We start from the raw sequence: 12,552 nt of genomic DNA on the forward strand, positions 1-12,552 counted from the left end.
AGAGTACTAGACCTTTACAAATTGCAATTCAAAAACTCTACATATGACGAACAGACAAATCCTTGTTATTCATAAGGACGTTGCCCGTTGTCACTGCATAGTCACATTGCAGGTTTAGGCTTCGGCCTAATGCTTTGACAAACTCATTTGGTATCTCAAAATGACCCTGCTTACCTCCCCCGCCATACACCTGCTACGCAATTTTAAAATTGCCCACAAGCTCAGTTTTGTCGCCCTTGCCTTTGCTGTGCCCTTGCTTGTAGTGCTGGCTCTGCTGTTTCAAAACCTGCGGGAAGATGTATTGCAAACGCAGGCAAAGCAAGTCGCGATTAAAAGCATCGCGGCAAAAAATGATCTGCGCCTGCTGATACAAAAACAGCGCGCCTTGCAGCACATGCGACTGCTGGGCAATAAACAGCTGGCAGCCAGCCTGACAGAAAATCAGGGCAAGATCGAGACATTGCTAAAGCAAACTGATCAGGCCAGCCCGGTCAAAAATCTGTGGCCTGCCTTGCTGGCAAGAGAAGCACAACTCAAGTCGGCAGAAAGTTTTACTGAATATGGCAAGCTGTTAAATTCGCTGGAACTTGAGATGGCAGAAATAGCCAATAGTTCAAAACTGGCCCTTGATAGCGACTTAAAAACCCATCAACTCGTCAATATCTATCTCAATACCCTGCCGCAAATAGAAGAGAGATTGTCTGTCATTGCCGGTCGTGGTGCGGCTTACATAGACACAGGTTTGTTTGAGGCTGGCGAAGATGTGATGCTCAATTCCCTGCACATGCTGGTAAAGCTGAACTTATCCGAGCTTGCCATGAGCATGCAGAATCTGGGTGGGTATGGGAAAGCCTATGCATCAACAAACACCAGCATGCAGGCCAGCATTGCTGATGCAAAGAAATTTCTGGAGCGCTCACAGGATGAAGTACTGGCCTCGGTCAATCAAAGTAGCGGCGACGCATTTTTGCAGGCAGGTACAGATAATCTGAACAAACTGGCCGCGACCAAAACAGCGATAGCTGGCCTTATCGCAAGCAATCTGGCGCAAAAAATTGACAAGGCCAATCAATATGCCTGGCAAATGTCCGCAGGCATTATCTTGCTCTTGCTGATCGCCAGTTATCTTCTGATGGCGATCTATCAGGCCTTAACGATGGACGTCAATACCTTGACAAAAGCAATCGCAGAAACTGCCGCCGGCAATTTACAGAACCGCGTCAGCAGCAACGGCAAAGATGAACTGGCGCAGTTAATCAATTCCGTCGGCAGGATGAATGTGGAGTTGAGTAACCTGGTCGCCAATATCCGCCACAGCGCACAAACGGTGGATATCATTGCGAGGGAAATTCACGATGAAAACACCGACCTGGCCAGCCGCACTGAGAGCCAGGCCAGCTCCCTGCAGCAGACAGCCTCGGCAATTGACGAACTGACCGCCACCATTACCGAGAATGCTGGCAACCTGGCGCAAGCAAACAGCCTTATGCATAGCTCGGCTGAACGCGTGCAACAAGGGCTGGAAGTCATGGAGAGCAGCATCTTGTCCATGCAAACCGTCAGTGCAAGCTCCAAAAAAATTACTGAAATCATCGGCGTCATGGATGGCATTGCCTTCCAGACCAATATCCTGGCACTGAATGCTGCCGTAGAAGCTGCCAGGGCTGGTCAGGAAGGCCGCGGCTTTGCCGTAGTGGCTGCAGAAGTACGCAACCTGGCACAACGCAGCGCGAATGCAGCAAAAGAGATAAAGGGCCTGATCGCTTCTTCAGGCCAGGCAGTGGAAGCTGGCAGCAAAATGATTAACACGGCAGGCCAGACCATGCGCAATATTGCCGACAATGTGGAAGTGGTGACCGAACTCATCAAACAAATCGCCAAAGCCAGCCAGGAACAAAGTACAGGAATTTCTGACGTGAACCAGGCGATAGGCGATATTGATCAAATCACGCAAGATAATACCCGGCTGGTGGAAATGGCGAGTGGATCTACTGCAAAGCTGGAAGAACAGGCTGCCTCCCTCGGTGCTGCAGTCAGCGCATTCAAAACTCTGGAGGTGGTCACCACAGAAGCGCAGCGACTACATCTGGCCAGCAGCACTGAGGACCGCTTGGCGCTGACAGTAGCTAAAGTACATGGGACAAGAGTAGAAGAGAAGAAAAAACTGGCAGCATAAGACAATGCCGCCGTCTGGGTGGCATTTGCATGTGCATGAAAAAAGCCACCGGGCAAATGCGCTGGTGGCTTTTTTTGTGAATGACAGTTTGTTTTGCAGGTTTATGTCGCTGCCGACCGTCTCAGACCTTCAGCAAACCCAGGATGGATTGCAATTCATCCCTGATCTGATGCAAATTCACCGGTTCTTCAACTGGCTCATTGGATGCCGACTCCGCATGACCGCCATTGACGTTGAGTTTATTTCTCGCGCCATTGATAGTAAAGCCCTGCTCATATAATAATTCGCGGATACGGCGTATCAGCAACACTTCATGATGCTGATAATAACGACGGTTGCCGCGACGCTTGACTGGCTTCAGTTGCGTAAATTCCTGCTCCCAATAGCGCAGGACATGCGGTTTGACGCCACACAATTCACCAACTTCGCCTATCGTAAAATACCGCTTGGCCGGGATAGGCGGCAGTACAAAAGACTCAATCTTGATTTCAGTCATGGAAAATATCAGGCAGCATGGGCAAGAGGTTGATTACCGACATCATCGACCATGCCTTTGAGTTTCTGGCTGGCATGGAAAGTGACGACACGACGTGCAGTAATAGGGATTTCTTCACCGGTTTTAGGATTGCGACCAGGACGTTGCGGCTTGTCACGCAACTGGAAATTGCCAAAGCCGGACAACTTGACGGCCTCGCCCCTTTCCAGTGCATCACGGATTTCATCAAAAAAAGTTTCTACCATGTCCTTGGCTTCGCGCTTGTTCAAACCTACATGTTCAAACAGGAGCTCGGCCAATTCTGCCTTGGTCAAGGTAGGCAATTCCTTTTCCGCCTGTGACCGCGCCCGGGCTTCCTGCATTGCGCGATTCAAATCAGCATCCAGCACCGACTGGAACTCGGCGGAAATTACATCATTCATTTCGAAACTCTTCTCAATTAATACTAACAATTACAGACAAGATCAACGCAGTTTGGCAGCAAATTGCTGACTCGCAGCTTGCACCAGGGCTTGCATTGCAGCCTCCACTTTATCGTCTTGCAGCGTACTTTGAGTATCTTGCAAGCTAAAGCGGAAAGCAAGACTTTTCTCATCTGCTTCCAGACCTTTTCCACGATATTCATCAAACAAAACAAAGCCTTGCACGATTTTACATGCTTCGTTCTGCTGCGCTTCCTGCTTGAAAACATCCAGCAGATTTTGCACTACAACTGTCTGTTTGACAACTAGCGCCAGATCGCGGGTGACTGCCTGAAACTTGGATATTTCCTGATATGAGGGCACTTGCACTTGTTGCAAGGCTGTCACATCAACTTCAAATACCACGGGTGCCAAAGGCAGGTCATATTTTTGCTGCAGGCGTGGATGCAACTCACCGATAAAGCCGATGACTTTACCTTCAAATTCTATGCTTGCACTGCGGCCCGGATGCAGGGCGACATGCTCATTCTTGACGAAGCGCAAAGAACCAGGTGCAAACAAGGCCTCCAGATCAGCCTTGATATCAAAGAAATCAACATTGCGGGTATCCTGGCCCCACTGCTCTTCTGCTACCGGGCCATAGGCCAATGCAGCCAGGCGTTTAGGCTGGTGATAGCCAGCCACTTCCAGCGGACCATCCTGCACGCCAGCATCTTGCAAATACACTGCGCCGATTTCAAAAATACGGACGCGATTCAGTTTACGGTTAAGGTTATAACGGGCATTCGCTACCAGGCTGCCTATCATGCTGGTACGCATGACACTCATCTGGCTGGCGATAGGATTAAGCAATTTAACTGGCGCATCATTGCCAGCAAAATCTTTTTCCCATGCTTCTTCAACGAAGCTGTAATTCACCACTTCCTGATAATCCTGGTCAGCCACGAGACGACGCACGGCAAACAGCGAACGCTGGTTTTCTGGTGCGATCAGCATGGCATTGGCAGCTACTGGCGGCAATGCAGGAATATTTTCAAAGCCATATACACGCGCCACTTCTTCGATCAGATCTTCTTCGATTTCTATATCGAAGCGATAAGATGGCGGCGTCACCAGGAACTCACCTGGCTGCTGGGTGAATTGCAAACCCAGGCGGGTGAAAATATCCGCAATCCTGGCATCATCCAGCGCCACACCGATGACTTTCACTGCACGTGCAGTACGCAGCTTGACTGGCAGACGTTGTGGCAGGTTGACGATCTGGTCATCCACCGGACCCAGCTTGACTTGTTCGGCACCACCACAAATCTCAACGATCAGGGCGCTGATGCGCTCTATGTGTTCAACGATAGAGGCAAAATCGACGCCGCGCTCAAAGCGGTGCGCTGCATCAGTGGAGAAATTAAAACGACGGGCACGGCCCTGTATCGCCTGTGGCCACCAGAAAGCGGCTTCCAGATAAATGTTTTGCGTATCCAGAGTCACGGATGTCGAGTCACCACCCATGATACCGGCCAGGGATTCAATTTCTTTATCATCTGAAATAACGCCAACCCAGTCATCCACCTCAACCGTATTGCCATTCAAGAGCTTCAGCGATTCACCAGCTTTACCCCAGCGCACTTCCAGGCCACCGTGGATCTTGTCCAGATCAAACACATGGGACGGACGGCCCAGTTCCAACATGACATAGTTGGAAATATCCACCAGTGCAGAGATAGGACGCTGACCACTGCGCTCCAGTCTTTGCTTCATCCATTCCGGCGTCGCGGCACGGGCATTGACGCCACGGATAACACGACCAGCAAAACGGCCGCACAGGTCAGGTGCGCTGACTTTAACAGGCAAAACTTCTTGCAAAGTGACTGGCAGCACGACTGCTTCCGGCAAGTGCATGGCTGTGCCAGTCAGGGCAGATACCTCACGCGCCACGCCGAGTACCGACAGGCAGTCCGCCTTGTTGGGTGTCAGCTTGATGGTGAATTTCAGGTCATTAAGTTGATAGTAATCGCGGAAGTTCTGACCGACTGGTGCATCGGACGGCAAGTCCATCAGGCCGCCGTGGTCTTCCGACAATTTCAATTCGCGGGCGGAGCACAGCATGCCGTAGGACTCAACGCCACGCAGCTTACCTATCTTGATTTCAAACGGTTTACCGTCTGCACCAGGTGGCAGGATGGCACCAACCATGGCGCATGGCACTTTCATGCCTACGCGCACATTCGGTGCGCCGCAAACGATATTCAAGAGACTGCCAGTACCTACGTCAACCTGACAGACATTGAGCTTGTCAGCATCGGGATGCTTGGCGATTTCGCGGATTTCCGCGACGACGACATTATTAAATGGGGGAGCAACCGGCTCCACCTCTTCGACTTCCAATCCCGACATGGTGAGCAGATGGGACAACTCATCCGAAGTCATCTTCGGATCGACCATGGTACGTAGCCAGTTTTCAGAAAATTGCATAATTCAGCCGTCTAATGTTGGATGCAGGGCGCGATGCGCCACTCAAAAATTCAGGGATGCGCTGTGTAATTCTTTTAGTTGAACTGCTTCAGGAAGCGCAAATCGCCTTCGTAGAACAGGCGCAAATCATTGACGCCATAGCGCAGCATGGTCAGCCGCTCGAGACCGGAGCCAAAGGCAAAGCCTATGTATTTTTCCGGGTCCAGACCCATGTTACGTACCACGCTAGGGTGTACCTGGCCAGAGCCGGACACTTCCAGCCAGCGGCCTTTCAACGGGCCACTACCAAAGGCGATGTCGATCTCGGCTGAAGGTTCCGTGAATGGGAAATACGATGGGCGGAAACGCACCTGCAAATCGTCAGTTTCAAAGAAGGCTTTGACGAAATTCAGGTACACGCCTTTGAGGTCAGCAAAGCTGATGTCTTCAGCAATCCACAAGCCCTCAACCTGATGGAACATCGGGGAGTGCGTGGCATCACTATCGACGCGATAAGTACGGCCAGGCGCGATGACTTTGATAGGTGGTTTGTTCATGCGTGCATAACGCACCTGCATGGGGCTGGTATGAGTACGCAGCAATAATTGTTTGCCCTGGCTATCTTTGCCATCGACATAAAAGGTGTCCTGCATCGAGCGTGCAGGATGGTTTTCAGGGCTGTTCAGTGCGGTAAAATTGGTCCAGTCCGTTTCGATTTCGGGGCCGTCTGCCACGTCAAAACCGATGGAACGGAAGATTTCTTCAACACGCTGCCAGGTACGCATGACAGGGTGGATACCACCAACGCCACGGCCACGGCCAGGCAGGCTGACATCGATCGCTTCTGCATTCAGGCGCGCCTGCATTTGTGCATTCGCCAGGGCATCGCGTCTTTCAGTCAGGGCTTCTTCTATCTGTACTTTGGCGGCATTGATCACTGCGCCCTGTACTTTTTTTTCCTCTGGTGGCAATTTACCCAGACTCTTCATCTGTTCTGTAATCTGACCACTCTTACCAAGGTAAAGCGCTTTCGCGTTCTCTAATGCTGCAGCATCATTTGCTGCCAGAAAATCAGCACGTGCCTGGCTGACGATTTGATCTAAAGGGTTCATGCCTTGTTCCCGCTTACTGTGAAGCTGAAATAATGATCTGAAAACAAAACGGGGCATAGGATTCAACCTCTGCCCCGCTTGATATTTGCAACTGGCTTGTGCCAGTCACTACGACTCACTGATTGCGATCACTAGAACCTAATTACGATCTTACTGCGCGTACGTGATCGGGGCTCATGTGCTGCTCAAAATGCTCATGTACTAAAGTACATTCCGCTTTTTGTGCTGCTCTTCACCCCGCTGACGCTCGCTCGCTACAGATCGTAAGCAGGTTCTAATATGATTAGGCAGCCAGGTTAGCTTTGACTTGATTAACAATCGCAGCGAATGCTGGTTTGTCAGTCACAGCCATATCAGCCAGTACTTTACGGTCGAGTTCAATCGCGGCTTTTTTCAGGCCGTTCATAAACACGCTGTAAGTCAGGCCATGCTGACGAGCCGCTGCATTGATACGTGTGATCCACAAAGCGCGGAATACACGTTTCTTGTTGCGGCGATCACGGTATGCATATTGACCAGCGCGCATAACTGCTTGCTTGGCAATACGGAATACCTTACTGCGACGACCACGGTAACCTTTAGCAAGGTTAAGAACTTTTTTATGACGGGCACGAGCTGTAACCCCACGTTTTACTCTAGGCATAATAACTCCTTAAATAATGAGTATGAGGTTAAGCTGTTGGCATCATGCGCATGACGGAGACCATGTTGGTGTCATGAACACCTACAGCACCGCGCAATTGACGTTTGTTCTTGGTAGTTTTCTTGGTCAGGATGTGACGTTTGAAAGCTTGACCGCGTTTAACGGTACCACCTGGACGGACGCGGAAGCGCTTCTTGGCGCTGCTTTTCGTCTTCATTTTTGGCATAGTACTATCTGTCTTTTAAGACAGCTCCACTTTTATATGATGGTAGGTGGCAGCAACAATCGCTACTCTTGGATGCCTACTTCTCACTTATTGTGACCCGCTGTTAAGGCGGGTCTGTCGTAATGCGCGCTGATGCGTGCCTCACAAACTCTAACCAGAAACAAGCAAAAACTTATTTCTCTTTATTTCTTTTTCTTAGGCGCCAGTATCATGATCATCTGACGACCTTCCATCTTTGGAAACTGCTCGACCTGGCCATACGGTTCCAGATCAGCCTTCAAACGCTCCAACATACGCATGCCGATTTCCTGATGCGCCATTTCACGACCACGGAAACGCAGTGTGATCTTGGTCTTGTCGCCATCATCCAGGAACTTGGTCAGATTACGCAATTTGATATTGTAATCGCCATCATCTGTACCCGGACGGAATTTGACTTCCTTGACCAGAATGACTTTTTGCTTCAGCTTGGCTTCGTGAGCTTTCTTTTGCTCCTGGTATTTGAACTTGCCGTAATCCATCAAACGGCAAACTGGCGGCTGCGCCGTCGGCGCTATTTCCACCAAATCAACATTGGCTTCTTCCGCCAAGCGGAAGGCTTCACCCAGTTTTACGATGCCCAGAGGCTCGTTCTCAACGCCGGATAAGCGCACTTCAGGCGCTGTAATTTCACCGTTGATGCGATGTGACTTGTCAGTAGCTATTGCAGTTTCCTTCGAAAATAATAATAAAAAGCTATGCAGCCCTGTTTAAAACAGGGTCGCTGCTAATCTGTTAAACCTTGGTTTCAACTTCGTTTTTCAAACGAGCTATAAAGGCGTCCAGAGGCATTACCCCCAGATCCAGATTGCCACGCGTACGCACAGCCACTGTATTGGCATCCCTCTCTTTGTCGCCTATAACGAGGATATATGGCAGTTTTTGAATGGAATGCTCGCGTATTTTAAAGGTAATTTTCTCATTACGCAAATCAGTTTTCACTCTAAACCCTTGTTTCTTCAGGATTTCTGCAACAGATTGTGAATACTCAGCCTGCGATTCCGAGATGTTCAGGACAGAAACCTGCACTGGCGCCAGCCACAAAGGCAAGGCAGCAGCATGATTTTCTATCAAGATACCGATGAAACGCTCCATAGAACCGACAATCGCGCGGTGCAACATGATAGGCACTTTGCGGCTGTTGTCATCTGCGACATATTCTGCACCCAGACGACCTGGCATAAAGAAATCGACCTGCATGGTACCAACCTGCCATGGGCGACCCAGGCTGTCTTTCAGGTGGTATTCAATTTTAGGACCATAGAAAGCCCCCTCACCCGGCAATTCTTCCCACTCAACACCACAAGAACTCAAGGCGGTACGCAGAGTAGCTTCTGCCTTATCCCAGATTTCATCGCTGCCGATGCGGTTTTCAGGGCGCAAGGCGAGCTTGATGAAAATCTTGTCAAAGCCGAAGTCTTCATACACTTTCATCGCCTGTGGATGGAAAGCCATGACTTCATCCTGAATTTGCTCTTCTGTACAGAAAATATGACCATCATCCTGAGTAAAGCCACGCACGCGCATGATGCCATGCAGTGCACCAGACGGCTCATTACGGTGGCATTGACCAAACTCACCGAAACGCAGCGGCAGGTCGCGATAACTCTTTATGCCAGAATTGAAAATCTGTACATGGCCCGGGCAGTTCATAGGCTTCAGGGCATATTCACGGTTCTCGGATTCAGTGACAAACATATTGTCTTTATAGTTTTCCCAGTGACCAGTCTTGCCCCACAGGCTTTTATCCAGAATCTGCGGGCCTTTGACTTCTTGATAGCCACAGTCCTGATAGACCTTGCGCATGTATTGCTCTACCTGCTGCCAGATAGTCCAGCCCTTGGCATGCCAGAACACCAGGCCAGGCGCCTCATCCTGAAAGTGAAACAAGTCCAGCGCCTTGCCGAGTTTGCGATGATCGCGCTTCTCCGCCTCTTCCAGCATATGCAGATAAGCTTCCTGATCTTCTTTCTTGGCGAAAGCAGTACCATAGACACGTTGCAGCATCTCGTTTTTGGAGTCGCCACGCCAGTAGGCACCAGCCAGTTTCATGAGCTTGAATACCTTCAGCTTGCCAGTCGATGGTACGTGCGGGCCACGGCACAAGTCAGTGAAATTGCCTTCTGTATATAGCGACACATCCTGATCAGCAGGAATTGACTCTATGATCTCGGCCTTATAGGCTTCGCCTATGGACTTGAAGTAAGCAACAGCCTCATCACGTGGCAAGACCTTGCGTATTACTGGCTCGTCTTTTTTTGCCAGTTCAGCCATTTTCTTTTCTATCGCCACCAGATCGTCTGGAGTAAATGGGCGCTTGTAGGAAAAGTCATAGTAAAAACCATTTTCGATGACCGGCCCAATAGTGACTTGCGCATCTGGATACAACTCCTTGACCGCATAAGCCAGCAAGTGAGCAGTCGAGTGACGTATCACTTCCAGGCCATCAGCATCCTTGTCCGTGACGATAGCCAGATCCGCATCAGCATCAATCAGATGCGAGGTATCGACCAGCTTGCCATTAACGCGACCAGCCAGAGCAGCTTTTGCCAGGCCAGCACCGATGCTGGCAGCAACTTGCGCCACCGTTACCGGCGCATCGAATTGTCGTTGCGAACCATCAGGAAGTTTTACTGAAACCATGTCACTCTCCAAAGCGGAAAAATACAAAAAGAATTGAGATAAAAGATGAGTCTAAAAACGCAGACGAAAAAAAAGCACGGCTAGCCGTGCTTTTTCAGTTTGTTTCAAACGAAAAGTATCCTCGACTAGAGTCGCTCCCAAACCAGTTTAGTGGTAGTTCGCGGTGTCATAACCAGGGATGCCTTTCTCGCTCTTAACTATAATGTTTTAATAATTTTAAATCCGTTGGTAGGCACGATTGGACTCGAACCAACGACCCCTACCATGTCAAGGTAGTGCTCTAACCAGCTGAGCTACGCGCCTAAGAAACAAGAGTATAGCAGAGCCTTTAGGAAAATTGCTAGCCCCCTCGGGCAAAATATTTCCACGCCCTGTATAAACCTGAATATCAAGACTGCCTATTTAGCTCTATCAACTGAAAAAACAGCATCCATAAAATTTCCATGTATATATATGACCCAGCCTTAGGCTACACTAATGCCATATTTAACACAGCACCATACTCTACATGACCTCCCCCTCTCATCATCAGAGCAGCGAACATTTGCATGACCACAGGCGCGGCGATGCCGAGCACAGACATTATTTTGAAAACCGCAGCCAGAAAATTCTCGCCTGGGCTCTGGGCCTGACCCTGAGTTTTGCTGGCGTCGAAGTCGCGTTTGGCTTCATCTCCAACTCCCTGGCATTAATCTCTGATGCCGGGCATATGGTGACTGACGCTGCCGCCCTGGGCCTGGCCCTGCTCGCGCAAATCATCGCCAAGCGCCCTCCCACGGCAAAAAATTCTTTTGGATTTGGCCGCGCCGAAGCACTCGCCGCCTTTGTCAATGGTCTGGTGATGCTGGGCGTCATCGTCTGGATATGCAAAGAAGCGATACAACGTTTCTCTGCCCCAGAAGCGGTGCAAGGCGGCACTGTCATGCTGGTAGCTGGCATAGGCCTGGCAATCAATATCGTAGTTGCCTGGGTACTTTCGCATGACAAGGACAGCGTGAACACCAAAGCTGCGCTGGTACATGTCATGGGCGACTTGCTGGGCTCTGTCGCAGCCATCATCTCCGGTGCGGTGATCTACAAAACGGGCTGGATGCAAATCGATCCGCTGCTGTCGATTTTCGTATCCCTGCTGATTTTGAAATCTACATTCTCGGTGCTAAAGGAGTCTTATCACTTCCTGATGGAAGGTGTGCCACATCACATAGACTATGTGCAAATCGGTGCCGACCTCGAAGACATTAATGGCATATTGTCAGTGCATGACTTGCATGTCTGGGAAATGTCACCCGGCTACCCTGCCCTGATCGGCCATCTCGAAATCGAAGACCTCAGCGCCTGGCCACGCATACTGGAAAGTGTCAAGGCCATGCTGCTCAGTAAGCACAAGATTGATCATATAACTTTGCAGGCAGAGGTAAGCGAAGAGGAAGAATGATACGGCTTCGCAGCCTTTATAGTTATGACTGTCGCACAAGATGCGCACTTAACACTGGATAGCGCCCAGCAAGGGCGACATCAAGCTTACGCAAATAACTGCTACCAAATTTACCGGCCTCAAGGCCATTTACCAGCGATGCTGGAATATCAACAACATATTCTGGCGTCAATGAAGCAAGCCCCATAGCGATCGCCGCAACACTGTCGACATCGCCACCAAAATTAACGCAATCGAGCAAGAGTGTTGACATGCAGCGATTAGCCTGCAAGGCTGTATTGACCGCATGCAAAGTTTGCAAGGCATCGCATTCAACTTCAGCAGCCCAATCGCCTCGCAATATGAAGCCTGTGATTTCCAATATAAAATCAGGCAACTCGACCAATTTTGCCTTGTCATATAAAAGTGCATGCGACATGAGTGCAACAACATGCGAAGACAAAGTACCTTCAGCCGTGTTGTGAGTCACCATGGCCTGCTCGCGTGCAGCTTGCGCCAACACATTATTATCTGCGATCAAACCCAATGGAACCGAACGCATTGCAGCACCATTGCGACGGCTTTCTGGTGAAATTCGCTGTCTGAGATCAGCGCCATTCACGCACAAATCCAGTAAACCCTGCAAGCCTTTGGCATACCCCTGTCGCTGGTCGCGTTTATAACATCTGACATAGGCATCGGCAAATGCGTCACTTGAATAATCGCTATTCGCCAGCAAGACTTCGGCAACCGCGATACTCATCTGCGTATCATCAGTATAGCAACCTGCTTGTATCCCCAGTTCATGTGGCACGTAACTTTCAAGTGTATTACTGCGCATGATTTTCTCGCGCCCGCAAAACTCAAAACCAGCACCATAGGCATCGCCTATCGCTATCTCCAGTAACAAATTACTTCTCCACTCGCTTCAAT

The 12,552-nt window shown here is 49.9% G+C and carries 11 protein-coding genes and 1 tRNA gene; 2 read left to right on the top strand and 10 right to left on the bottom strand.

Going from position 1 to position 12,552, the window contains the following annotated elements:
* The first annotated feature begins 160 nt into the window (after positions 1 to 160).
* Positions 161 to 2,176, top strand: a complete 2,016-nt coding sequence (locus tag UNDKW_RS14940; protein WP_162059333.1) for a methyl-accepting chemotaxis protein — start codon at positions 161 to 163, stop codon at positions 2,174 to 2,176.
* A gap of 121 nt (positions 2,177 to 2,297) precedes the next feature.
* Here the strand turns inward: UNDKW_RS14940 and UNDKW_RS14945 are convergent, their stop codons facing one another.
* The 9 genes from UNDKW_RS14945 to UNDKW_RS14985 form a co-directional block, all read right to left on the bottom strand.
* Positions 2,298 to 2,672 carry a MerR family transcriptional regulator gene (locus UNDKW_RS14945; protein WP_162041789.1) on the bottom strand — a complete coding sequence of 125 codons (375 nt, stop codon included), beginning with the start codon at positions 2,670 to 2,672 and terminating at the stop codon, positions 2,298 to 2,300.
* 8 nt (positions 2,673 to 2,680) lie between these two features.
* The gene (locus UNDKW_RS14950; RefSeq protein ID WP_110253938.1) at positions 2,681 to 3,094 is read right to left on the bottom strand and encodes an integration host factor subunit alpha; all 414 of its coding nucleotides are present in this window, start codon (positions 3,092 to 3,094) and stop codon (positions 2,681 to 2,683) included.
* Positions 3,095 to 3,136: 42 nt separating this feature from the next.
* On the bottom strand, positions 3,137 to 5,563 hold the full coding sequence (pheT, locus tag UNDKW_RS14955) for a phenylalanine--tRNA ligase subunit beta (protein ID WP_162059334.1): 2,427 nt from the start codon (positions 5,561 to 5,563) through the stop codon (positions 3,137 to 3,139).
* A gap of 74 nt (positions 5,564 to 5,637) precedes the next feature.
* Positions 5,638 to 6,654, bottom strand: a complete 1,017-nt coding sequence (pheS, locus tag UNDKW_RS14960) for a phenylalanine--tRNA ligase subunit alpha (protein WP_110253940.1) — start codon at positions 6,652 to 6,654, stop codon at positions 5,638 to 5,640.
* Positions 6,655 to 6,937: 283 nt separating this feature from the next.
* Entirely contained in the window at positions 6,938 to 7,297 is a 360-nt protein-coding gene (gene rplT, locus UNDKW_RS14965) for a 50S ribosomal protein L20 (protein WP_110253941.1), read from the bottom strand.
* Between the two features lie 28 nt (positions 7,298 to 7,325).
* Positions 7,326 to 7,523: a 50S ribosomal protein L35 gene (gene rpmI / locus UNDKW_RS14970; RefSeq protein ID WP_162020098.1), complete on the bottom strand. Its 198-nt coding sequence runs from the start codon at positions 7,521 to 7,523 to the stop codon at positions 7,326 to 7,328.
* 182 nt (positions 7,524 to 7,705) lie between these two features.
* The gene (gene infC / locus UNDKW_RS14975; RefSeq protein ID WP_110253943.1) at positions 7,706 to 8,227 is read right to left on the bottom strand and encodes a translation initiation factor IF-3; all 522 of its coding nucleotides are present in this window, start codon (positions 8,225 to 8,227) and stop codon (positions 7,706 to 7,708) included.
* 70 nt (positions 8,228 to 8,297) lie between these two features.
* Entirely contained in the window at positions 8,298 to 10,205 is a 1,908-nt protein-coding gene (gene thrS, locus UNDKW_RS14980; protein ID WP_162059335.1) for a threonine--tRNA ligase, read from the bottom strand.
* 226 nt (positions 10,206 to 10,431) lie between these two features.
* Positions 10,432 to 10,508: transfer RNA gene (locus tag UNDKW_RS14985), tRNA-Val, on the bottom strand.
* 205 nt (positions 10,509 to 10,713) lie between these two features.
* Here UNDKW_RS14985 and UNDKW_RS14990 point away from each other — a divergent pair.
* Positions 10,714 to 11,640, top strand: a complete 927-nt coding sequence (locus UNDKW_RS14990) for a cation diffusion facilitator family transporter (protein ID WP_162059336.1) — start codon at positions 10,714 to 10,716, stop codon at positions 11,638 to 11,640.
* Positions 11,641 to 11,662: 22 nt separating this feature from the next.
* On the opposite strand, the gene UNDKW_RS14995 is transcribed toward UNDKW_RS14990, so the two are convergent.
* A complete protein-coding gene (locus UNDKW_RS14995; protein ID WP_162059337.1) occupies positions 11,663 to 12,529 on the bottom strand; it encodes an ADP-ribosylglycohydrolase family protein in 867 nt (288 codons plus the stop codon).
* Positions 12,530 to 12,552: the final 23 nt, after the last annotated feature.

Source organism: Undibacterium sp. KW1 (assembly GCF_009937955.1).
In the GTDB taxonomy this organism is placed as follows: domain Bacteria; phylum Pseudomonadota; class Gammaproteobacteria; order Burkholderiales; family Burkholderiaceae_D; genus Undibacterium.

Bases quoted from the DNA above. Each gene is read 5' to 3' on its own strand.
- UNDKW_RS14940 (WP_162059333.1), top strand. From the start codon at position 161: ATGACCCTGCTTACCTCCCCCGCCATACACCTGCTACGCAATTTTAAA.
- UNDKW_RS14945 (WP_162041789.1), bottom strand. From the start codon at position 2,672: ATGACTGAAATCAAGATTGAGTCTTTTGTACTGCCGCCTATCCCGGCC.
- UNDKW_RS14950 (WP_110253938.1), bottom strand. From the start codon at position 3,094: ATGAATGATGTAATTTCCGCCGAGTTCCAGTCGGTGCTGGATGCTGAT.
- pheT (WP_162059334.1), bottom strand. From the start codon at position 5,563: ATGCAATTTTCTGAAAACTGGCTACGTACCATGGTCGATCCGAAGATG.
- pheS (WP_110253940.1), bottom strand. From the start codon at position 6,654: ATGAACCCTTTAGATCAAATCGTCAGCCAGGCACGTGCTGATTTTCTG.
- rplT (WP_110253941.1), bottom strand. From the start codon at position 7,297: ATGCCTAGAGTAAAACGTGGGGTTACAGCTCGTGCCCGTCATAAAAAA.
- rpmI (WP_162020098.1), bottom strand. From the start codon at position 7,523: ATGCCAAAAATGAAGACGAAAAGCAGCGCCAAGAAGCGCTTCCGCGTC.
- thrS (WP_162059335.1), bottom strand. From the start codon at position 10,205: ATGGTTTCAGTAAAACTTCCTGATGGTTCGCAACGACAATTCGATGCG.
- UNDKW_RS14990 (WP_162059336.1), top strand. From the start codon at position 10,714: ATGACCTCCCCCTCTCATCATCAGAGCAGCGAACATTTGCATGACCAC.